The sequence below is a fragment of the Caulobacter sp. GW821-FHT09A05 genome (assembly GCF_059418465.1).
The window spans coordinates 57,989-79,253 of the sequence record NZ_JBWKPX010000023.1 but is presented as its reverse complement, the minus strand read 5'-3'; the positions used below and the strand labels follow the sequence as shown (position 1 = coordinate 79,253).

Sequence of the window (21,265 nt, the reverse complement as noted above, 5' to 3'; positions counted from 1 at the left end):
GGGCGGGAGCCGTCGCGCGAGTCGGCTCGGCGCGGGCGACCTGGGTCGGAGCGGGGGTCGGCTGCGGCGTCGGGGCGGGCGTCGCGGCGGCCGGAGCCGGGGTCGGCATCGGGGCGGGCGGCGGGGCGGTCGGCAGCGGCTGGGCCTCGGCCATCTGGGCGGGCGGCGCCGTGTCGACGGTCGGGGTCTGGGCCGGCTGGCTCATCAGCCCCCAGGCCAGGCCGCCAGCGGCGATGGCCAGAACCGGCAAGCCGATCATCCAGGGCAGGTTGGACGAAGACTTCTTCGCCGGCGTGCGAGCATAGACGGGCGCGCTTGGAAAAAGAGCCGAGGAATCGGCGGGGGTCGCCGGGGCGATATAAGGTTCGCTGGCGTCGAGGTTCAGAACAGCCATGATGTCCTCCTGAGCGATATCTGCGTTCGGGGAGTCAACGGCAGGGCTCCATGACAGTTCCGGTTGGCCTGGAATGACCTAGATATTGCCCAGAAGTGGTCATTTTTCAGATTGCGCGAAACGGAGGTCTCAGCGTTGCTTTTAAGCTCGTCCCTCCCCCTTGCGGGGAGGGTGGCCCGCGTAGCGGGTCGGGTGGGGATCACGCCATGAGCGTTCGCCGAGCGAGGGCCTTGAGGAAGGCGATGAGCGGGCAGGAGGTGCGCCTGTGGGTGCGGCTGCGTCGGTTTAGAGCCGACGGCTTTCACTTCCGGCGACAGGCGCCGCTGTTGGGCTACTACCCGGATTTCGTCTGCCTCAGCCGAAGACTGATTATTGAAGTGGATGGCCCTCATCACGATGAGCCTGAGCAGCGCGACCACGACGCCCGGCGCGATGAAGTTTTCCGGCGCGCCGGCTTCCAAACCTTGCGCTTTACGACCCGGGCGGTGCATGAGGACATCGACGCGGTGGTGGACGTGATTTGTCTCGCCCTCAACGCCGCGAGCCCCACCCGACCCGCTACGCGGGCCACCCTCCCCACAAGGGGGAGGGAAGAGACTCTTTTCTAGTCGGCCGCCCGCGCGGCCAGGAATTTGAGACATGACCGAAACCGCCTCTTCCAAAGTGATCCAAGGCCGCACCGGCCCCTGGGAAATCGTTCTCGGCCTTGAGGTCCACGCCCAGGTCGCCAGCGTGTCCAAGCTGTTCTCCGGCGCCGCCGTCGGCTTCGGGGCGGGACCGAACCAGCAGGTCAGCCTGGTGGACGCGGCCATGCCCGGCATGCTGCCGGTGCTGAACCGGTTCTGCGTCGAGCAGGCGGTGAAGACGGGCCTGGGCCTGAAGGCCCAGATCAACCTGAAGAGCCGCTTCGACCGCAAGAACTACTTCTATCCCGACCTGCCGCAGGGCTACCAGATCAGCCAGTTCGACCAGCCGATCGTCGGCGAGGGCGTGGTGACCGTCGAGCGTGACGACGGCACGACCTTCGACGTGCGCATCGAGCGCCTGCACCTGGAGCAGGACGCCGGCAAGTCGCTGCACGACCAGGACCCGAACGCGACCTATGTGGACCTGAACCGCGCGGGCACCGCGCTGATGGAGATCGTCTCCAGGCCCGACATGCGTAGCTCGGAAGAGGCCGCCGCCTACGTCAAGAAGCTGCGCACGATCCTGGTCTATTTGGGCACCTGCGACGGCGACATGGAGAAGGGCAACCTGCGCGCCGACGTCAACGTCTCGGTCTGCCGCCCCGGCGACTACGAGAAGTACCGCGCGACCGGCAGCTTCAGCCACCTGGGCACGCGCTGCGAGATCAAGAACGTCAACTCCTACCGCTACATCCAGCAGGCCATCGAATACGAGGCCCGCCGCCAGATCGAGATCCTGGAGGACGGCGGCAAGATCGACCAGGAGACCCGGCTGTTCGACCCGAACAAGCTGGAGACCCGGTCGATGCGGAGCAAGGAAGAGGCGCACGACTACCGCTACTTCCCCGATCCGGACCTGCTGCCGCTGGTCCTGGACCCGGCCTGGGTCAAGCAGATCGAGGAGACCCTGCCGGAACTGCCCGACGCCAAGAAGCAGCGCCTGCAGAGCCAGTACGGCCTGTCGGCCTACGACGCCGGCGTGCTGATCATCGAGGCCGACCGGGCCGACTATTTCGAGGCCGCCGCCAAGGGCCGCGACGCCAAGCTGGTCTCCAACTGGGTGACCAACGAACTGCTGTCGAAGCTGTCGGCCGGCGGCCACGAGATCGCCAACTCGCCGCTGCCGCCGCAGGACATCGCCCAGCTGGTCGAGCTGATCGAGAACGGCACCATCAGCTCCAAGATCGCCAAGGAGGTCTTCGAGCACATGTGGGCCGGCGAGGGGCGTCCGGCGCAGATCGTCGAGAAACGCGGCCTGGTGCAGATCAACGACACGGGCGCCATCGAGGCGGCGATCGACACGCTGATCGCGGCCAATCCCGACAAGGCGCAGGCGGTGAAGGAAAAGCCCCAGGCCATCGGCTGGTTCGTCGGCCAGGTGATGAAGGAGACCGGCGGCAAGGCCAATCCGGCCACCGTCAACGAACTGCTGCGGAGCAAGCTGGGGCTGTAGGCGCCCTGCGTCTTTCTAGGCCGCAAAAGACAAAGGGCCCGCCGCTCGCGCGACGGGCCCTTTTCACGAACGGAGCGCTGGGCCTTAGGGCTTGGGCGTGTCCGTGGTCGAGCTGGCGGCGGGGTCGGTTTCGGAGCCGGCCGGCTTGTGGTGCTTCTTGGCCTTCTTCTCGGGCTTGGCGTCGGCGGCCGGCGCCGAGGCGTCGGTCGAGGTGTCCGAAGCCGTGGCCGAGCTCGGCGTGCCGCTGGCGCTGGCGTCGGCGGCCGGATCCGGGGCCGGCGTGGCCGCGGGGTCCGTGCCGTAGGACGGCGACGTCGTGGACGAGGAGGGGGCGCTTTGCGTGGTCTGGGCGGTCGGATCGGCGGGCGCGGTTTGCTGAGCCAGGGCCGACCCGGCATAGCCGGCGAGGGTCAGTGCGGCGACGGCGGCCGTGAGGCGGAGCTTGGTCATGGAAGCGTCTCGTTACTGTCGCGTCGGAAAGTGACACGACCGGCACGCTGACCTGCGAATGCGGTGGGAATAACTCGCCAATCGGGCGATCTCGCCGCATGCGCGGCCAGGATGTGGCGAATGGCGACGCTTACCAAGAGTTTTGGAAAGCATCGCCAGACCCGTCAGGTGAACATCATCTAGTTGTTGATGATGTCGAAGATCAGTCCGGTGGCGATCGCCGCCAGGACATAGTCGTTGCCGGCGCGATACCAGTAGTAGCCGCGGGGCGGCGGGCGCAGGCGATAGTAACCGTAGTCGTGGATGACATAGCCGTTGCCGCGATAATAGGGCGGCAGGTAGCCGCCGCGACGCCAGGCGCTGTAGCCGGGGCGATAGCCGGGGTGGCCGTAGTAATGGGCCGGCGGGGCGCCATAGCTCCAGCGGTTGTTGTAGTAGTAGCCGTTGTAGCGGCGATCATCCCAGCGGTCGCCCCGGTCCCAGCCGCGGTGACGGCCGTTGTCGTGGCGGCCATCCCAGCGTCCACCGCGATCGCGATCGTTCCAGCGGCCCTCATGGCGGTCGCCGCGATCGCCGCGGCCGCCGCGATCATCGTGATGGCCCCAACGGCCGCGGTCCTGGGCGGATGCGTCGCTCGCGGCGACGGCCATCGGCCCGGCGACGGCGGCCACGGCGGCGATGGTGAGCAACAAGCGCTTCATATCCGACGTCTCCTTACTTCGGTCGGCGGCTCTCCGAACCGCCTGATCCCTCGACCTTGAAGACAGTTTCCGCCGCGGTGGCTGAACCTGATCTGAACGGCGCCGTCAGGCTGGAGCGCGGGCGGCCTTGGCGGCGGGACGCGGCGGGACCATGTTGGTGGCCAAACAAAACGTCCTTCAGGCCAAACGCTTCCAGGGAGCGCCTCGATGAGCCGTCCGATCGAACTGTACTACTGGCCCACGCCCAACGGCTGGAAGATCTCCATCGCCCTGGAGGAGATGGGCCTGCCCTATACGATGATCCCGGTGAACATCGGGGCGGGCGAGCAGTTCAAGCCGGACTTCCTGGCCATCAGCCCCAACAACCGCATGCCGGCCATCGTCGATCCCGACGGCCCCGACGGAGCGCCGATCTCGGTGTTCGAATCCGGGGCCATCCTGCAGTACCTGGGCCGCAAGACCGGCCGGTTCTACGGGACCAGCGAGCGCGAGCGGGTCGAGATCGACCAGTGGCTGATGTGGCAGATGGGCGGGCTGGGTCCCATGGCCGGCCAGACCCACCATTTCCGCCAGTACGCCGCCGCCATCGTCAGCGACCAGCGGCAGATCGCCTATGGCGCCATCCGCTACACCAACGAGACCCACCGGCTCTATGGCGTGCTGAACAAGCAGCTGGACGGGAAGGATTTCATCTGCGGCCAATTGTCCATCGCCGACTTCGCGTGCTGGGGATGGGTTGTTCCGTGGAAGAACCAGGGCATCATCCTGGAAGAGTTTCCGCATTTGAAGGCGTGGTTCGAGCGCCTGGGCGCCCGCGAAGCCGTCGAGCGGGGTTTCAAATTGGGCGCCGAGCTGCGCCGCCCGGGCCTGCAAGCGCCCGGAAAAGCGCAGGAAGAAGCCCGAAAGGTGCTGTTCGGTCAGCGTGCCCGTTAACGCGCTGTATACGGCGAATTTACATTCAGTAACACCCGTGAATGCGACGTAATGTCTCTAAACGATTTATGTATTCAGGGGTAAGATTCATGATGTCGCCGGCTTTAACTATATGTTCAGTGGCGATGGACTTTTCTGTTCTCGAGCCAAGCGGAGCCGGAGGGGCAAGGCGGGCTGGGAAGGGGAATTGAAGCCATGATGATGAGTATCGAACCGCCGGCCGCCATCCACGGGATCCCGCTGCCGACCGCCGACGCCTCGGGCGACGAACTGTTCCGCATGGGCATGCTCTATTCGACCGGCCAGGGCGGCGCGCCGCTGGACTACGTGTCGGCCCACATGCTGTTCAACCTGGCCGCCATGCGCGGTTCGGTCGAAGCCAAGGTCTATCGCAAGGAAATCTCGCAGGAGATGGCCAGCGAGGACGTCGCCGAAGCCCAGCGCCAGGCGCGCGAATGGCTGGCCCACGGCTGAGCCTGGACAAGTTCGGTCGTTTTTCCTGAAGGCGCGTGAAAGGCTTCAGTTTCCGCTGAAGCCGTTGATCGCGTAGCTGAAGCTGATCGGCAGCAGGTCCCGGAAGTACTGCTGCATGAACAGGCCCGCCTCGGACACTCCGCTGCGCGGCACATAGACCACGTCGAACCGACGCAGCGGCACCAGGTCCGCCCGGCCGTTGGTCATCCCCGACAGCAGGTTCGCCGTGCGCAGCATGGCCCGGCCGCCCGGACCGCGACGAATGATCACCACCGACGTGCGCTTGGCCGAGGTCTTGAACCCGCCGGCCTGGATGATGGCCCGCAGCGCGTCGGTGTCGCCGGCCATGTCGAAGGCGCCCGGATTGCCGACCTCTCCCCCCACGAACACCTTCAGCGGCGCCGTCGCCTTGATCGACACCTGCACCTGGGGCCGCAGCAGCTGGCTTGAATAGGCCTGGGTGATCGAGGCCTCCAGTTCGGCGATGGTGCGGTCGGCGGCCATCACCGGCGCGATCAGCGGCAAAGCGACGCGGCCGTCCGGCTGGACCACCACGGACTTGTTCAGCTCGACCGCCGAGGGCACGGTGACCTCGACCTCGTCGCCGGGATAGAACCGGTAGTCGGGCTCCTGATCCGACCAGTCGGCATAGCCGATATCGGAAAAAGTCGCCGTCGGACGGGCCGTGGGCGTGATGGGCTCGCGGTCCACGTGGCCGCAGCCGGCCAGGCCGAGCGAAAGCCCGCTGGCCGCGAAGGGCAGGGCGAAAGCCGCCGAGAGGATGGTGCGCCTGTGCATGCGACAAGTCTTAACAGGAATGGGTAACGACTCCTTAAGCGCGCTCCGACCAGGGTGAGGCTGAGATTGAACCCATCGGATTCGCATGTCGACGACGAGCGCCTGGACCAGTGTGCCGCATGACCCGCCGTCGCGCAGCGACTGGGCGGCGCGCGCCCGCTATGCGCCGACCGATTTCGTCACCCTGCTGTGGCGCGAGCGCTGGCTGATGCTCCTGGTCTTCGTGGTGATCTTCGCGCTGGGGGCCGGCTTCGCCCTCACCCAGAAGAAGACCTATACCGCCAGCTCCAGCCTGTTCGTCCGCCTGGGCCAGGAATATGTCTACGAGCCCCGGGCCGGCGACGCCGCCCGCGGCGCGGTGCCCGACGTCGACCAGGTGATCCAGTCGGAATCCGAGATCCTGGGCAGCGGCGAGCTGCGCGAGCGGGTGATCCGCAAGGTCGGCTTCGGCAGGGTCTTTCCCGGCAGCGCCGCCAAGTACGCCGTCGCCTCGCCCGAGGCGAAGCGCAAGCTGATGGCCGAGGGCCGCGAAAGCCTGGCCCGCAACCTGAAGATCGAGACCGCCCCCGACAATTCGATCATCCGCCTGTCCTATTCCAACCAGGATCCGGAAATCGCCGAGAAGGTGCTCAACACCTTGCTCGAGGAATACCTGATCTATCGCCGCAGCCTGCTGATCGGCGGCGACGACAACGGGCTGGAGCGCCAGCGCGAACTGTTCACTGAAAAGCTGGCCCAGACCGACGCGGCCTACCAGGCCTTCCTGTCGGGCAACGACATCGGCGACTTCACCGCCCAGAAGAGCGCCCTGACCCAGCTGCAGGCCCAGGCCGAGTCGCAGAAATACGCCACCGAGGCCCAGCTGCAGGACCGCAAGGGCCGCCTGGCCGCCGTCGAGGCCGAACTGGCCAGGACGCCGACGGACATGGTGCTGTACCGCGACAGCGACATGTCGGCGTCCAGCAAGCTGGCCCAGCTGAAGCTGGACCGCGAGGGCCTGCTGTCCCGCTACCGCCCCGACGCCCAGCCGGTCCGCGACATCGACGCGCAGATCGCCCAGCTGCAACAGGGCGTGTCGTCGGGCCGCACCAACGGCGAGGGCGCGCGCCGCAGCGGCCCCAACCCGATCTGGCAGACCCTGCAGTCCACCCGCAACGACCTGACCGCCGAGGTCGCCGCGCTCCAGCAATCGCTGAACGCCTACGGCCAGCAGGTGCAGGACGTGAACCAGCGCCTGCTGCGCCTGGCCGAACTGGAACCGACCTTCAACCAGCTGTCGCGCGACCGCGACGTGCTGTCGTCGAACGTCAAGGACTTCACGGTCAAGGAACAGCAGGACCAGGCTCAGCGCCAGATGTCGGCCGAGGGCAGCGACAACATCCGCATCGTCCAGCGCGCCGTGGCCCCGTCGACCGGCAAGAGCCTCAAGAAGCCGATCATCGTGCTGGCCTTCCTGTTCGCGGCCTTCACCGCCGCCTGCGCGGGCCTGGTGCGCATGCTGCTGCGGCCGGGCCTGCAGACCCCGGCCTCGGCCTCGCGCACCCTGGGGCTGCCGGTCCTGGCCACGGCCAACTACAAGCGCTGAGGCTTGCAACCCTGAGCGCTTTCGTCGCCTTTCGCGCGAGCGCGTTTGGGCCTTAAGGTAAATGGACTTCAACGCGCGGCGATTCGGCGAATGGTGGATTTGAACGTCGAGATGGCGGAGCTGTGGGGGTCCTTGGGCGCCCCCGCGCCCGGCCGCGCGCACGTCGTCCAGTTCGTCGCCGCCCGACGCGGGGAGGGAACCTCGACGGCGGCCCGCGAATTCGCCCGCTTCGCCGCCAGGCGGGCCGGCCGCAAGACCTGGCTGATCGACCTGGACCTGGTCACCTCGCCGCAATACCAGGCCATCGCCGCCGATCCCGAGCGCTACGGCCAGCTGGGCGGCGGGACGGCCGCCTCGCCCGACGGCTCGGCCTTCTTCACCGTCCAGCCGCCGGCCCCCAAGCCGGACGGCGGCGTCTGGCCCGACGCCAAGTACCTGACGGCCCACAGCGTGGGCGGACCGCGCTTCTGGGTGACCCGCTTCAACCGCGAGGCCCTGCGGGGGCGCCAGAAGGTCCACATCCTGCCTGGCGTCGAATACTGGGCGGCCCTGCGCCGCCATGCCGAGATCATCGTCGTCGATTGCCCGTCGGCCGACCGTTCCCAGGCCGCCCTGACCCTGGCCCAGCACATGGACCAGACGGTGCTGGTGGTCAGCGCCCAGCAGCCCGACGTGCGGCCACCGGGCCTGCTGCGCGACGCCCTGGCCTCGGCCGGCAGCCGCACCGCCGGCGTGTTCTTCAACCAGGCCTCGGTCCAGCCGCCGAAGTTCCTGAAGGCCATCCTGCCTTGAGGCCCCGGCCGTGACCCCCGCCTACGGGGCGGCGAGCGTCGCGCCGCCGCGCCGGCTGACCTTCGTCCAGATCGCGCTGTTTGGCCTGGCCGTCTTCGCCTTGCTGGTCTTCAGCGGCGGATGGGAACTGCCGGCGGTCGGCGAGAACGCCACCGAGAGCGGCTCGGCCATCCTGCGCTTGGGCTATCTGCCCGCCTACGCAGCGGGCTTCGCCCTGATCGCCCTGCGGCCGGGCGCGAGTCTGCGGGTGCTGATCCGCCAGCCCTTCCTGCTGCTCCTGCTGACGGTCGCCGTCGCCTCGATGTTCTGGTCGGTGAACCCTGACCAGACGGTGCGGCGCTGTTTCGCGCTGGTCTGCACCACTCTGGGCGGCGTGGCCCTGGCGGCGCGGTTCCGCTGGCCGCAGTTGGCCGAGGTGGTGGGCGCGGCCTTCGCGGTGCTGATCGTCGCCTGCTTCGTCGTGTGCCTGGCCGTGCCGCGCATCGGGGTGATGACCGAGCTGTTCCCCGGCGCCTGGCGCGGCCTGTGGCGCGAGAAGAACGGTCTAGGCGGCCTGATGGCCTTCGGTTTCTGCATCCTGTCGGCGGCGGCCCTGCTCAACCCCCAGCGCGCCCGGCTGTGGTGGGCCTTCGCGGGGCTGGCGGTGGTGTTGGTGCTGATGTCGACCTCCAAGACCTCCTTGGTCTCGCTGGTGTTGGGCGCGGGGGCCCTCGGCTTCGTGTTGGTGGCCCGCCGGGGCCCGGCCGTCGGCACGGCGGCCACCTGGGCGGGGGTGACCGGCGTCGTCCTGCTGATCGCCTTCGCCCTGTTCGCCGCCGATGTGTTCTTCGCCATCCTCGGCAAGGACGCCACCCTGACCGGCCGCACCAAGATCTGGAGCGCGGTGATGCGCGAGATCGAGGACCGCCCCTGGCAGGGCTATGGCTACTCCGCCGTATGGGGCGACAAGAGCGGGTGGGGGCCGTTCGCCTGGATCAGCAAGAACGCCGGCTTCCAGGCCCAGCACGCCCACAACAGCTGGCTGGAGCAGTGGCTGGGCCTGGGCCTGGTGGGCCTGATCGCCTGGGGATTGTTCTACCTGCAGACCATGACCTTGGCTGTGATCTCCGTCTTCCGTGACCGCGGCGCGCTGCTGGCCTTCCCCTTCCTGGTCGTCTACAGCTTGGTGTCCCTGACCGAGAGCATCGCGGTCGTCTACAACGATTTCCGCTGGGTGCTGTTCGTCGCCTTCGCGACGAAGCTGGCCTTCCCGGACCGCGAGGTCGAGCGGTAAGCGTTGCCTTGAGGGGCGAACCGGGGCTCACTCCCTTCCCTTGGAAGGACCCTCCGCATGCTGCTGGCCGCCCAGATCGTCACCGGGATCGTCGCCCTGATCCACGTCTACATCGTCCTCCTGGAGACGGTGCTGTTCGATACCCGGGGCAAGCGGGTGTTCGGCCTGACCGACGCGGCGGCGGCGATCGTCAAGCCGGCCCTGTCGAACCAGGGATGCTACAACGGCTTCCTGGTCGCGGCCCTGGCGCTGGGGCTGTTCTGGCCCGACGACGTGACGGCCAAGGCGTTCGCCTTCTACGGCCTGGCCTGCGTGGCCGTGGCCGGCGTCTGGGGCGGCCTGACGGTCAAGCGCTCGATCCTGCTGATCCAGACCTTGCCGGCCGTAGCGGCCCTGGCGCTGTGGTGGATGGTCTAGGTCCGGGCTTGACGCCAAGGGTCATCCCGCTAGAGGCAATGCCCGAGCTTGGCCCGAGGACCCGATGATCGATTTCCCCGACGACATCTTCAGCGAACCGGAGGACGTGGATCCGGACACCCTGGCCAATCTGGGCCCGCTGCGGCCGCTGGCCGGCGTCTGGGAGGGGCGCAAGGGCGTCGACCTGAACCCGAAGGCGGACGGGCCGGAGCGCCGCGACTATCTCGAGCGCATCGAGATGCAGCCGATCGATCCGCAGGCGAACGGGCCGCAGCTGCTCTACGGCCTGCGCTACCACGTCCATATCGTCGCGTCGGACGAGGACACGACCTTCCACGACCAGGTCGGCTACTGGCTCTGGGAACCGGCCACCGGGCTGATCATGCAGACCCTGGCCATCCCGCGCGGCCAGGTGGCGCTGGCCAGCGGCCGGGCGACGCCGGACGGCTCCGGCCTGGTGGTCCGGGCCGAACGGGGCGGGCCCGGCTACGGGATCTGTTCGACTGACTTCCTGGAATGGGCGTTCCGGACCGATTCCTACGAGCTGGAGGTCCGCTTCGACGCCGACGGCGGTTGGTCCTATGTGTCGACGACCATGCTCCAGGTGCGCGGCCGGACCGCGCCGTTCCGCCACGTCGACCGCAACACCCTGACCAAGGTCGCCGAACCCCGACCCAATCCCTCGGCCCGGATCGCGGGCGGGATTGGTTTGGCCGAGGCGCATGGGTTCGTGACGCTGGGCGGAGCGTAGGCGGAAAACCCCCTCAGTCGGCTTCGCCGACAGCTCCCCCAGAGGGGGAGCAGCTGCACGGCGCGGCTAGATCCTCCCACTCTGGGGGAGGTGGCCCGAAGGGCCGGAGGGGGCCGCCGCCCCTACAGCCCGATCCGCCGCGCGCCCTCGGCCACGGTCACCACGTCGAAGCCGGCCGTCAGGGCGCCGTCGACCAGCCGCTCCAGGGCCGCGGTCGTGCAGCCCCATTGCGACGGCTCGGGCGAGACGTCATGGGTGTAGAGGATCAGCCAGGCCTTGCGGCGGTGGGCCTTGTCCAGCCAGTCCAGGGCCACCTGCTCGCCGTCCGCGCCCTCGATGCCGACGGCCGGGGCCTGGTTGAGGTCGGCGCCGTCGGCGATCAGGCCGTGGTGCAGGGCGCGCAGGGTCTTGAAGCGTCCGGCCAGGGCGGTCTTGGCCGGGCCGGCGACGTCGCCATAGGGGTAGGCGAAGCTGACGGGCTGGCCCGCGCCCCACTCGGCCAGATGTCGGGCGTTGAGGTCGATGTCGGCCAGGGTCTCGTCGCGCGAGGCCTGGCCGCAGTCCAGGTGCGAGAAGGTGTGGCAGGCGATCTCGTGGCCGGCGGCGTGCAGGCGGGCGGCGTCCGCGCCGGTGGCGAAGCGGCCCATCGGCCCCTCGCGCCCGGTCAGGCCGGCGGCGAAATAGTAGGTGCCGCGCAGGCCGCGTTGTTCCAGCACCTGCGCGCCCGCCTCGCAGGCGGTGGCCGGGGCGTCGTCGAAGCTGAACGACACCATCGGCCGTTCCAGCTTCACGCGGGCCGGCCGGCGGTGGGCCAGGCGGATCAGCCGGCGGCGGACCTTGCCCTTCAGGCTGCGGTCGGGCTCGTAGGCGTCGACTTTCTCGAACGAGGTTTGCATCAGACGGCGTCCGAATAGAGCGCGGCGCGATAGAGCCGCAGGGCGAGGGCGCGAAGCGGCGTCGGGGCCGCCTCGTTGAGGCCGAAGGCCTTGAGCATCGGCCGCCAGGTCGTGCGCAAAGGCAGGGACTTCAGGGTCTTGGCCATCCTGTAGCTGGGATAGGCGCTGACCACCTCGCGATGGCTGGCCACCACCCGGGCGAAGTTGGCGGCCGACTGCTCGTACTTGGCGGCCAGGGTCGGCGCGGTGTCGAGGCCCAGGTGGGTGGCCGAATTGTCGATGTGCAGGATCGGATGGCGCCGGGCCACGCGCATGGCCCACTCGACGTCCTCCCAGCCCCAGCCGGCGAAGCCTTCGTCGAACCCGATGGTCTCGAAGACGTCGCGGCGGACCAGCAGGTTGGAGGTGAAGACGTGCTTCTCCGGTTCCCTGGCCCGCTCCGGGGCCGGGGTGCAGTCGCTCTTCAGGGCCATGGCCCGGTGCAGTTCGTGCTCGGGGCGACGCGGGGTCTGGTCCAGGGTGAAGCCGCCGAAGGCCACCGGCGTGTCGTCGGCCGCGACCGCCGCCCAGCGGGCCAGGAAGCCGATCGGGTCGGGCAGCATGTCGCTGTCGAGAAACAGCAGGTGGCGGCCGCGGGCGTGCCGGGCCAGGCGGTTGCGGCCCTTGGCGCGGCCCTCGTTGGGCGACAGCACGACCAGCCGGGCGGGCAGTTTCAGCTTTTCGATGCGGGCGGCCATGCGCCGGGTCAGGGCGTCGTCGCCGCCGCCGTCGTCCAGCAGCACGATCTCCGCGTCGGCGCCGGGCTCGTCCAGGGCCTTGAGCAGGGCGCAGGGGTCGTCGCGATAGGTCGGGATCAGCACCGACAGGCGCGGCGCGGCGCCCTTCTGGTCGAAGGCCGTCCAGGCGGCGTTGTCGGTCAGGGTTTCGGTCACGGCGGTCATGCGGGCTTCAATCGACGTTGCAGGATGTCCAGGGCCCGGCCGCGCAGGCCGCCCGCATCGAGCGCCAGCGCCGCCACGCCATAGACCACGGCGCCGGCGGACGCCTTGAGGATCAGCTCGACCACGCCGCCGAAGGCCGGCACGGCCAGCACGGCGGCGGCCATCAGGGCGCAGGCCAGGCCGGACTTGGCCAGGGCGGCCCAGGGCACGGGCAGGGGACAGGCCCGGCGGCCCAGGATCGTCGCGCCGACCGCGCCGACGCCATAGCTGGCGGCGGTCGACCACAGGGCGCCGTCCAGGCCGAAGCGCGGGATCAGGGCCAGGTTCAGCGCCACATTGACCCCGGCCGGAATGGCCATGCAGGCGATCAGCATCAGGGTCCTCTTGCCCAGGGTGAAGGCCTGCAGCAGGTAGTAGGTGGTCACGCCCGACAGCCAGCCGGCCACGGCGATCCACGGCACGACCCGGCCGGCGCCGGCGCTGAGATCGGCCCCGACCATCACCTGGGCCAGCGGGCGGCCGACCAGGGCCAGGCCGACGGCGGCCGGCAGGGTCAGCAGCACCATGAAGCTCGCCTGCTCGTGGGCGGCGTCCTTCAGGGCGGGATGGCCGCCGCGCTCCAGCGCCGCGACCAGGGCCGGCCCGCCGGCCATGCCCAGCCAGATGAACACCACGTCCAGGGTCCGCGAGCCCAGCGAGTAGCCGGCGTGGTAGATCCCCACCGCCTGCTCGTTCAGGAAGGCCGCCAGCAGGAAGCGGTCGGTGGTCGACAGCACCAGGGCCAGGATCAGCGACAGGGCGACCGGCAGACCGTAGGCGGCGTACGCCTTGGCCATGGCCGGATCATAGCGGCCGCCCCTGGCGCGGCGCAGCTCGGCCGGTAGCACGAACACCAGGCACAGCAGGGAGATCGCCCCCATGCCCAGCAGCGGCGCCGCGCCGCCCAGCCCGACCAGGGCCAGGACCAGGCCCAGCAGGAAGCCGCCCACGGTCTGGACGATGTCGAGCAGGGCCGCGCTGGACACCTCGCCGGCCGCGCGCCGGCGCTCCTGCGACAGCTTGGCCAGGCTCCTGACCACCGCCCCGGCGAAGGCGGCGGCGACGGCGACCTTCATGGGAGCCGACAGGGGCGCCAAGCGCAGCACGCCGGCGGCGACGACCGGCACGGCCAGGGCCAGGGTGAACCACAGGCGGTAGAGGGTGGCGAAATGATCGGGCAGCCGGCCGTCGGCGTCCTGGCGGGCCAGGAAGCGGGCCATGGCGGCCTCGATCCAGGTCAACAGGACCGTCTGGGTCAGGCTCAACGCCGAGAAGGCCAGGGCGTAGACGCCGTACTGCTCGGGCGTCAGGACGCGGGTGAACAGGACGATGGTGAGCAGCCCCACCACGCCCTGGGCGATGTTGACCGGCAGATATCCCAGTACGCCACGCCAGAACATGTTTCGTCCTCAGCGCACCGCCGACCGGTCCCCGAGCAGGCAGGGGATGGTCATGGCGATGATGTAGAGGTCCAGCCAGAACGACTGGCGCTCGATATATTCGATGTCCAGGGCCACGCGCTCCTGCACCTGCTCGGCGGTGTCGACGGGGCCACGCGAGCCCTTGATCGCCGCCCAGCCGGTGACGCCGGGCTTCATGCGGTGGCGGTGGGCGTAGCGGGCGACCAGGGTCTCGGACTCCACGTCGCCGCTCTTCATGCCGATGGCGTGGGGGCGGGGGCCGACCATCGACATCTCGCCGCGCAGCACGTTGAACAGCTGGGGCAGCTCGTCGAGGCTGGTCTTGCGGATGAACTTGCCGACCTTGGTGACGCGGTCGTCCCCGGCTGTGACCTGGCGGGCGGCCTTGGCGTCGGCGGCCTCGTGGCGCATCGAGCGGAACTTCCAGACCAGGATCGCCTCGTTGTTGAAGCCGTGGCGGCGCTGGCGGAAGAACACCGGGCCGGGGGTGTCCAGCTTGATGGCCAGGGCGACCAGCAGCATGAACGGCGCGGCGACCAGCAGGCCCAGAGACCCGACCGTCAGGTCCTGGACGCGCTTGACGAAGGCCCGCCGCGCGTCGGTGGCCGCGCCCGACAGGTCGACGAAGTGGGCCAGGGAGGCGTTGCGCTGGGCCTCGCGGTTCAGATCGACGAACAGGCTGACGGGGTTGGGCAGGACTTCCAGGCGCTCGACCAGCTGGTCGACGCGGGCCTGGGCGGCGGCGCTCACCGCGATGATCACCCGGTCGACATAGGGCATGATGCGGTGACCGATCAGGGCGCCGGTGCCGCCCAGCACCGGCACGCCCAGCACCTGGGGCGGGGCGCGGTCGGCGCGGTCGTCGAACACGCCCAGCACGTTGACGTCGCCGGTGGCCAGGGCGGCGCGGATGAAGCGCTCGGCGTTGGCGGTCGCGCCCACCACCACGACGTTGGGCGTCAGGCGGCCCTCGCGACGGCCGTGGTCGACGACGCGCCACCAGGCCACGTGCAGCGCCGCGGTGGTCGCGGCCAGGGCCACGGCCCAGCCGGCCGCCAGGGCGGTGTCCGGCCGGCCCCGTTCGAAGACCAGGATCGCCAGGGCCACCACCACGGCGACCGCGCCGAAGGCGGCGGACACGCGCAGGGCCTGGCGGCCCAGGGTCTCGCGGCGGTGGAAGGTGTAGGCCTCCAGCATGTAGAGGGCGGGCAGCAGGGCCAGGGCGCCCAGGACCAGCGGCGCATAGGCGTCGGGCGCGGGGCGGGCGATGGCGATCGCGCCGGCGGTGACCCCGGCGAAGGCCAGGCCGTCGATCACGCGGAACAGCCGCGACAGGCTGCGCACCTGCATTCGGGCCCGGGCCGGAACCAGGCGGCCAGGCCGGAACGGGCCGCGCCGGCCCACCGCCTGGGCCGAGTCTTCGATCACGACACTGGACGCCGTCGGGCCGTCGATCGCGATGGCCGTCTCGAGTTCCGTATGTGCGACAGCAGACGACATGAAGCTCAGACCCCCTTGTAGAACAGGGTTCAACCTAGACTCGCGGTCTGAGCTTCGCGTTAACGCGGATTTTTCGAGACAGCGCGTTGTCATGCCGCCGCGAACAGGCTATCGAACCGCTCCCTCTCAGGAGGAGACGTGGCCGAGAGGCTGAAGGCACCGCTTTGCTAAAGCGGCATACCCCAAAAGGGTATCGAGGGTTCGAATCCCTCCGTCTCCGCCATCCCCGCCCATCATTATTTTCCGGCCCGATCCGGTAGACTCCGCGCGCGGCTAGCCGGCGAGCACGGCGGCGTGGATCAGGCTGGAGGCCAGCGCCAGCATCATGACGCCGATGCCCAGATCGAGGACGCGCCACGCGGCCGGACGAGAGAACAGCGGCGCCAGGAACCGCGCGCCCAGGCCCAGCGACGAGAACCAGGTCAGGCTGGCCAGGGCGGCGCCCGCCATGAACAGGGGCCGCTCCATCGGCGGAAGACCCGCGCCCACCGCGCCCATCAGCATGACGGTGTCGATGTAGACGTGCGGATTGAGGAAGGTGAAGGCGGCGGTTCCGGCCAGGGCGGCGCCCAGGGTCATCGTCGGCTGGCGCTCGACGATCAGCGACGAGGGCTTGGCGGCCCGGCGCAGCGCCGAGACGCCGTACCAGCCCAGGAAGGCCGCGCCGCCCAGGCTCAGGGCCAGCGACAGCCCGGGGAGCAGCGCCAGCACGCCGCCCAGGCCGCTGACGCCCGCGACGATCAGCGTGGCGTCGGCGGCCGCGCAGAACAGCACGATCGGCACGACGTGCTCGCGCTTCAGCCCCTGGCGGAGAACGAACATGTTCTGGGCGCCGATGGCGATGATGAGACCGGCGGAGAGGGCGAAGCCCTTGAGGAAGGCGGGGAGCAGGGAAGGGGTCATGTCCCCTTGATGTCGCCGGGCCGACGTGTAGTACATCTAATGTTTCTTATGTTGATTTAGGCGTTCTAATGCTGGACTACGCGTCTCTCGCCGCCGTCGCCGCGGTCGCGCGCGAAGGCAGTTTCGAAAAGGCCGCCGCCGCGCTGGGGGTGACGCCGTCGGCGGTGTCCCAGCGGATCAAGGGGCTGGAGGAACGGGTCGGCGCGATCCTGCTGACCCGGGGCGTCCCCTGCCGGCCGACCGACATCGGCGCGAAGCTCTGCGCCCATGTCGAACAGGTTCGACTGCTCGAAAGCGAGGTCGTCCACGATCTGCCGGGCCTGGCCGGTCCGGCGCCCGGGCCGCCCACGATCCGGGTCGCGGTCAACGCCGACAGCGTCAGCACCTGGTTTCCGCGCGCGGCGGCGCTGTTCGCCGAGCAGACGGGCGCGATGCTGGACCTGGTCGTCGAGGACGAGGCGCACACGGCCGACCGCCTGCGCTCGGGCGAGGTCATCGCCGCGGTCACCGCCGATCCCGCGCCCGTCCCGGGCTGCAAGACCTACCCGCTGGGCGCCCTCGACTATGTCGCCGTCGCCAGCCCCGCCTTCATGGCGCGCTTCTTCCCGGACGGGGTCGATGCGCAGAGCCTCGAAACCGCGCCGATCCTTCGCTTCGACCGCCGCGACCAGTTGCAGGCGCGATGGGCCAAGGAAGCCTGGGACGTGCGGATCCGGCCGCCGACCCATTGGACGCCCTCCACGCCGGGCATGCTGGACATGACCCTGGCCGGGCTGGGCTGGGCCACGACTCCGGTGGTGCTGGCCCAGCCGCACCTGGCCAGCGGCCGCCTGGTGGAGCTGCCGCCGCGCCTGCGCATCGCCGTGACCCTCTACTGGCAGCGCACGCGGCTGACGGCGCGACTGCTCGACCGATTGACCCAGGCCGTGAGGTCGACCGGCGCCGACGCCCTCGACCGGATCGATGCGGGGGAGGGCCGAACCGGGGAAGCGGGCTCACCCGGGAACGGATAGGCAGAACCGCGCGCCGCCCAGCGGGGCGCCGAGGCTGGGCGCGGCGGGCAGAAGCGTCAGCGCGCCGCCGTGGCCCTGGGCGATCTGGCGCGCCAGGCTCAGTCCGACGCCCGATCCCGTCGCCTTGGTGGTGAAGAAGGGCAGGCAGACCTGGTCGGCGTGGTCTGGCGGCACGCCGGGCCCGGAATCCTCGACCACGAACCGGATTTCGGCCCCGACCCGCTGGACGTCGAGGCGGACGCGGGGATCGGGGCGCTCCAGCGCCGCCTCGGCGGCGTTGTTGAGCAGGTTGCCGACCGCCAGCCACATCTGGTCGGCGTCGATCCGGATCTCGACCGCCGACGGCGGCGGGCAGTCGAGCGCCACGCCCTTGTCGCCCCATTGCGCCAGGAAGCTCTCCCGCGCCACGTCCAGCCAGGCGGCCAGGTCGACGACGCGGGGCGACGGCGGTGGAAGGCGGGTCAGGGTCCGATAGGTGGCGATGAAGTCCTGCAGGCCCTCGGTCCGGGCCACCGCCCGTTCCAGCGCCGAAATCGCCCGGTCGGCCGCGTCCGGACCGCCGTCGCGCAGCAGGTCCAGGGCGCTGCGGCTCATCGAGGCCACCGGCGTCAGCGCGTTCATCAGCTCGTGGTTCAGCACCCGCAGCAGGTCGCGCAGCGCCGCGGCCTCGGCGGCGCGGACGTCGGCGGTCATGTCGGTCAGCACGACCAGGTCGGCCTGGCCGCCGTCGTCGACGATCTCGGCGCGGCTGACCGCGTAGCTGGTGTCGCGCCAGCGCACGGGCGAGGCCAGGTCCGCGAGCGGCCGCCCGCCCGTCAGCGCCAGCCGGGCGGCGTCCGACAGGACGCGCGGCGTGTCGAACGCCCGGCGCGCGGCGCGGTTGGCGGCGATGATCCGGTCATCGCCCGCGCCCAGCAGGATCGGCGAGGGGGTCTGGTCCAGCAGCAGCTCGAGCCGGCGGCGGTTCAGCTCGGTCGCGAAACCGCTTCCGGCCTGGATCGGGGCCGGCCGCGCGGCCCGCCAGGCGCCGAGCCTCTGGACCAGGTCCAGGGCCAGGGCCCCGCCGGCCAGGGCGCAGAGCAGCGCCGTCGCGTACAGCCCGTGGGCCACCGACAGCCAGGCCAGGACGCCGAGCGCGAAGATCGACGCCTGGGCGAGGAGGCGCAGGGCCAAGGCCTTAGAACCCATGCTTCTCCATCCTGCGATAGAGGGCCGCCCGGGTCAGGCCCAGGTCCTTGGCCGCCTGCGAGACGTTGAACTGGCGGCGCGTCAAGGCCGCCTGGATCAGCGCCTTTTCGGAACGCTCGAGGTTCAGGTCCTGGGGCGGCAGGTTGGCCGGCACGCGCCGGGGCGTGTCGATGGCCGCCCGCACCGAGGCCAGCAGGCGCTCATTGTTCCAGGGCTTGACCACGAAGTCCTGGGCGCCCAGCCGCATCGCCTGCACGGCGACGGCCATGCCGGAATGGCCGGTCACCACGACCACCGGCAGGTCGGGCCGGGCGGCCAGGCGTTTCTCGAGGAAGGCCAGTCCCGCCTCGCCGGTGGTGTCGCCCCGGCGGAAGTTCAGGTCCAGCAGCAGCACGTCGACCGGCTCGCGGTCGAGACGCTCATGCGCCGCCTGGGGCGTCTCGACGCCCAGGAAATCGAACCCGCCGCGCGCCAGGACCAGCTCGGCCGACGCCAGGATGTCCGGGTCGTCGTCGAGGAAAAGCGCGCACGGGCGATGGCCGTCGGACATGTTCGGAATCGGACACATTGGCGATGTCATCGCGGCCGAGAATCTCGTGCAAATGGCAATAAGTCAAATAAAACCAGGAACTTATTCAAATTGCGCGGTTCATATTAGCCTGGAAGCATGAGCAGGTTCGCCTCGACGTCCGAAATGGCCCCCGGCGGCATGGACCGCCGCATCGAACGACGTTGGCGACCTGCGCCCGCCCAACTGTGGGCGGTCGGCCTGGCGATCCTGGCCTGCGCCGGCCTGCTGGCCTGGGGTCTGTCGCCCAAGGCGGGCACGGTCGACGTCGACGCCGCGACCCTGTCGTTCGGCGAGGTGGTCCGCGCGCCCTATCTGGACTATGCGCCGCTGCGGGCCGAGGTCGCGCCGGCCCTGACCACCTTCATCGCCGCCGAGACCTCCGGCCGGGTCGAGGCCGCCCTGGCCGCCGACGGCGACCTGGTCGCGGCCGGACAGGAGCTGGCTCGCCTGTCCAATCCGCAGCTGAGCCTGGAGGTGACGGCGCGCGAGGCCGACATCGCCGCCCGCCTCAGCGAGAACACCGGCCGCCTGATGGGCCTCAAGGGGGCCGAGGAGAGCCGCGAGCAGGCCCTGGCCGACACCGCCCACGCCCTGAGCCGGGCGCGGCAGGACCTGGATCGGCGGCAGATCCTGCTGGCCAAGGCGATGCTGAGTCCCTCGGCGGTGCAGCCCTATCTCGAGGAGGTCGACTACCAGAAGGAACGCCTGGCCACCCTGCGGGCGGCGCAGCAGTCGGACGCGACCTTCTATGCCGAGCAGCGCGCCCAGGCCGCCCGCAGCGCCCAGGACCTGCGCCGCAGCCTGGCCGAGACCCGCGCCGGCCGTTCGGCCCTGGTGGTCCGCGCGCCGACGGCCGGCCGGCTCACCGCGTTCGATCTCAAGCCGGGCCAGGCCGTGCGGATGGGCGACCCGCTGGGCCAGGTGGACGCCGAGGGCGCCTACAAGCTGCGCGCCAAGCTCGACGAGTACTACCTGCCGCGGCTGTCGGCCGGGCAGAGCGCTCGGGCGACGGTCCGCGACCATGCGGTCTCGGCCCGGGTGACCAAGGTGTTCCCGCAGGTCTCGGACGGGCGGGCCACCCTGGAGCTGGCGTTCGACGGCGCCGCGCCGGGCGGTCTGCGGCGCGGCGAGACCATCGACCTGCGCCTGTCGCTCGGCCGGCCCCGGGCGGCGATCATCGCGCCGTCGGGCGCCTGGCTGAACGACACCGGCGGGGCCTGGGCCTTCGTCCTGTCGGCCGACGGCGCGCGGGCGGAGCGGCGGGCGATCGTTCTGGGGCGGCGAAACCCCGAGCAGGCCGAGGTGCTGAGCGGCCTTCGGCCGGGCGAACGCATCGTCACCGCCGGCGCTCAGGACCTGGCCAAAGCGAAGTTTCTCCGGATCCGATCGAAGGAATGACCATGATCGAACTGCAGTCCGTCTCGCGCCTCTATCGCTCCGACGAGATCGAGACCACGGCGCTTCACGGCATCTCGCTGTCGATCCGGCGCGGGGAGTTCGCGGCCGTGATGGGACCATCGGGATGCGGCAAGTCCACCTTGCTGAACATCCTCGGCGTGGTCGATCGCCCGACCTCCGGCCAGTACCTGTTCGAGGGCGTGGACCTGGCGAAGCGGGGCGAGGGCGCCCTGGCCCAGCACCGCGCCCGTCACCTGGGCTTCATCTTCCAGAGCTTCAACCTGGTCGACGACCTGACCATCGCCGAGAACGTCGAGCTGGGCCTGATCTACCGCAAGGGTCTCTCGGGATCGCGCCGGGCCCTGGTTGAGGCGGCGATGGACCGGGTCGGGATCGCCCACCGCGCCCGGCACTTTCCCCACCAGCTTTCCGGCGGACAGCAGCAGCGCGCGGCCATCGCCCGCGCGATCGTCGGCGAACCCGGCGTGATCCTGGCCGACGAGCCCACCGGCAATCTCGACACCGAGAACGGCGCCCAGGTCATGGACATCCTCAAGGGCCTGAACGCGGCCGGGGCCACCATCGTCATGGTCACCCACTCGCCCAGCCACGCCGACCAGGCCAGCCGGCGGATCGACATGCTGGACGGGCGGCTGGTGGCCTCCGTCGCCCAGGCCCTGTGAGGCGC

General features: G+C 70.1%; 23 protein-coding genes and 1 tRNA gene. 13 read left to right on the top strand and 11 right to left on the bottom strand.

The features are described from left to right. On the bottom strand, positions 1–394 hold a 394-nt coding region (locus AC07NX_RS19285), incomplete at its 3' end, for a hypothetical protein (RefSeq protein WP_494643992.1). Between the two features lie 206 nt (positions 395–600). On the opposite strand from AC07NX_RS19285, the gene AC07NX_RS19280 reads away from it, so the two are divergent. Further along, positions 601–1,002, top strand: coding sequence for an endonuclease domain-containing protein (locus AC07NX_RS19280; RefSeq protein ID WP_494643991.1), 402 nt, complete (start codon positions 601–603; stop codon positions 1,000–1,002). 31 nt (positions 1,003–1,033) lie between these two features. Then, positions 1,034–2,533 (top strand): Asp-tRNA(Asn)/Glu-tRNA(Gln) amidotransferase subunit GatB, encoded by a 1,500-nt coding sequence (gene gatB / locus AC07NX_RS19275; protein WP_494643990.1) that lies wholly within the window; start codon positions 1,034–1,036, stop codon positions 2,531–2,533. Positions 2,534–2,617: 84 nt separating this feature from the next. Here gatB and AC07NX_RS19270 read toward each other — a convergent pair whose 3' ends face one another. Both AC07NX_RS19270 and AC07NX_RS19265 read right to left on the bottom strand, forming a co-directional pair. Beyond that, positions 2,618–2,983 (bottom strand): proteophosphoglycan 5, encoded by a 366-nt coding sequence (locus AC07NX_RS19270; RefSeq protein WP_494643989.1) that lies wholly within the window; start codon positions 2,981–2,983, stop codon positions 2,618–2,620. A 179-nt stretch (positions 2,984–3,162) separates the two neighbouring features. Beyond that, positions 3,163–3,684: an RcnB family protein gene (locus tag AC07NX_RS19265; RefSeq protein WP_494643987.1), complete on the bottom strand. Its 522-nt coding sequence runs from the start codon at positions 3,682–3,684 to the stop codon at positions 3,163–3,165. Between the two features lie 207 nt (positions 3,685–3,891). Here AC07NX_RS19265 and AC07NX_RS19260 point away from each other — a divergent pair, with 207 nt between their 5' ends. Both AC07NX_RS19260 and AC07NX_RS19255 read left to right on the top strand, forming a co-directional pair. Continuing rightward, positions 3,892–4,617, top strand: coding sequence for a glutathione S-transferase N-terminal domain-containing protein (locus tag AC07NX_RS19260; RefSeq protein ID WP_494643986.1), 726 nt, complete (start codon positions 3,892–3,894; stop codon positions 4,615–4,617). 195 nt (positions 4,618–4,812) lie between these two features. Further along, positions 4,813–5,091 carry a sel1 repeat family protein gene (locus tag AC07NX_RS19255; protein ID WP_035081619.1) on the top strand — a complete coding sequence of 93 codons (279 nt, stop codon included), beginning with the start codon at positions 4,813–4,815 and terminating at the stop codon, positions 5,089–5,091. A 45-nt stretch (positions 5,092–5,136) separates the two neighbouring features. Here AC07NX_RS19255 and AC07NX_RS19250 read toward each other — a convergent pair whose 3' ends face one another. After that, entirely contained in the window at positions 5,137–5,889 is a 753-nt protein-coding gene (locus AC07NX_RS19250; protein WP_494643985.1) for a polysaccharide biosynthesis/export family protein, read from the bottom strand. 85 nt (positions 5,890–5,974) lie between these two features. On the opposite strand from AC07NX_RS19250, the gene AC07NX_RS19245 reads away from it, so the two are divergent. The 5 genes from AC07NX_RS19245 (at position 5,975) to AC07NX_RS19225 (ending at position 10,707) form a co-directional block, all read left to right on the top strand. Then, complete coding sequence (locus AC07NX_RS19245) at positions 5,975–7,474, top strand: GumC family protein (protein ID WP_494643983.1); 1,500 nt, start codon at positions 5,975–5,977, stop codon at positions 7,472–7,474. A gap of 90 nt (positions 7,475–7,564) precedes the next feature. Then, positions 7,565–8,266: a sugar kinase gene (locus tag AC07NX_RS19240; protein WP_494643982.1), complete on the top strand. Its 702-nt coding sequence runs from the start codon at positions 7,565–7,567 to the stop codon at positions 8,264–8,266. Between the two features lie 10 nt (positions 8,267–8,276). Beyond that, the gene (locus AC07NX_RS19235) at positions 8,277–9,539 is read left to right on the top strand and encodes an O-antigen ligase family protein (protein WP_494643981.1); all 1,263 of its coding nucleotides are present in this window, start codon (positions 8,277–8,279) and stop codon (positions 9,537–9,539) included. Between the two features lie 57 nt (positions 9,540–9,596). After that, positions 9,597–9,956, top strand: coding sequence for a DUF1304 domain-containing protein (locus AC07NX_RS19230; RefSeq protein WP_132087798.1), 360 nt, complete (start codon positions 9,597–9,599; stop codon positions 9,954–9,956). Positions 9,957–10,020: 64 nt separating this feature from the next. Next, the gene (locus AC07NX_RS19225) at positions 10,021–10,707 is read left to right on the top strand and encodes an FABP family protein (RefSeq protein ID WP_494643979.1); all 687 of its coding nucleotides are present in this window, start codon (positions 10,021–10,023) and stop codon (positions 10,705–10,707) included. A gap of 122 nt (positions 10,708–10,829) precedes the next feature. Here the strand turns inward: AC07NX_RS19225 and hfsH are convergent, their stop codons facing one another. Genes hfsH through hfsE form a run of 4 tightly spaced genes read right to left on the bottom strand, consistent with a single transcriptional unit; the run spans position 10,830 to position 15,504 of the window. Further along, on the bottom strand, positions 10,830–11,603 hold the full coding sequence (hfsH, locus tag AC07NX_RS19220) for an oligosaccharide deacetylase HfsH (protein WP_494643978.1): 774 nt from the start codon (positions 11,601–11,603) through the stop codon (positions 10,830–10,832). Next, positions 11,603–12,544, bottom strand: coding sequence for a polysaccharide biosynthesis protein HfsG (gene hfsG / locus AC07NX_RS19215; RefSeq protein ID WP_494643977.1), 942 nt, complete (start codon positions 12,542–12,544; stop codon positions 11,603–11,605). Before hfsG ends, hfsH begins: the two co-directional genes overlap by 1 nt. Then, positions 12,541–13,983, bottom strand: coding sequence for a polysaccharide biosynthesis protein HfsF (gene hfsF / locus AC07NX_RS19210; RefSeq protein ID WP_494643976.1), 1,443 nt, complete (start codon positions 13,981–13,983; stop codon positions 12,541–12,543). The genes hfsG and hfsF overlap by 4 nt, the downstream gene beginning before the upstream one ends. 9 nt (positions 13,984–13,992) lie before the next feature. Next, positions 13,993–15,504 (bottom strand): polysaccharide biosynthesis protein HfsE, encoded by a 1,512-nt coding sequence (hfsE, locus tag AC07NX_RS19205; RefSeq protein ID WP_494643975.1) that lies wholly within the window; start codon positions 15,502–15,504, stop codon positions 13,993–13,995. Between the two features lie 132 nt (positions 15,505–15,636). Between hfsE and AC07NX_RS19200 the strand changes: the two genes are divergently transcribed. After that, positions 15,637–15,727 (top strand) — tRNA-Ser (locus AC07NX_RS19200). Between the two features lie 50 nt (positions 15,728–15,777). Here AC07NX_RS19200 and AC07NX_RS19195 read toward each other — a convergent pair. Continuing rightward, positions 15,778–16,407, bottom strand: a complete 630-nt coding sequence (locus AC07NX_RS19195; RefSeq protein ID WP_494643973.1) for a LysE/ArgO family amino acid transporter — start codon at positions 16,405–16,407, stop codon at positions 15,778–15,780. Between the two features lie 68 nt (positions 16,408–16,475). Here AC07NX_RS19195 and AC07NX_RS19190 point away from each other — a divergent pair, with 68 nt between their 5' ends. Continuing rightward, the gene (locus AC07NX_RS19190) at positions 16,476–17,420 is read left to right on the top strand and encodes a LysR family transcriptional regulator ArgP (protein ID WP_494643972.1); all 945 of its coding nucleotides are present in this window, start codon (positions 16,476–16,478) and stop codon (positions 17,418–17,420) included. Here AC07NX_RS19190 and AC07NX_RS19185 read toward each other — a convergent pair. Both AC07NX_RS19185 and AC07NX_RS19180 read right to left on the bottom strand, forming a co-directional pair. Then, entirely contained in the window at positions 17,403–18,608 is a 1,206-nt protein-coding gene (locus AC07NX_RS19185; RefSeq protein WP_494643971.1) for a sensor histidine kinase, read from the bottom strand. The genes AC07NX_RS19190 and AC07NX_RS19185 overlap by 18 nt on opposite strands. Further along, positions 18,598–19,158 (bottom strand): response regulator, encoded by a 561-nt coding sequence (locus AC07NX_RS19180; protein ID WP_494643969.1) that lies wholly within the window; start codon positions 19,156–19,158, stop codon positions 18,598–18,600. The genes AC07NX_RS19185 and AC07NX_RS19180 overlap by 11 nt, the downstream gene beginning before the upstream one ends. Before the next feature lie 117 nt (positions 19,159–19,275). Between AC07NX_RS19180 and AC07NX_RS19175 the strand changes: the two genes are divergently transcribed. After that, positions 19,276–20,577: an efflux RND transporter periplasmic adaptor subunit gene (locus tag AC07NX_RS19175; RefSeq protein WP_494643968.1), complete on the top strand. Its 1,302-nt coding sequence runs from the start codon at positions 19,276–19,278 to the stop codon at positions 20,575–20,577. Then, entirely contained in the window at positions 20,574–21,260 is a 687-nt protein-coding gene (locus AC07NX_RS19170) for an ABC transporter ATP-binding protein (RefSeq protein ID WP_494643966.1), read from the top strand. The genes AC07NX_RS19175 and AC07NX_RS19170 overlap by 4 nt, the downstream gene beginning before the upstream one ends. Positions 21,261–21,265 lie beyond the last annotated feature (5 nt).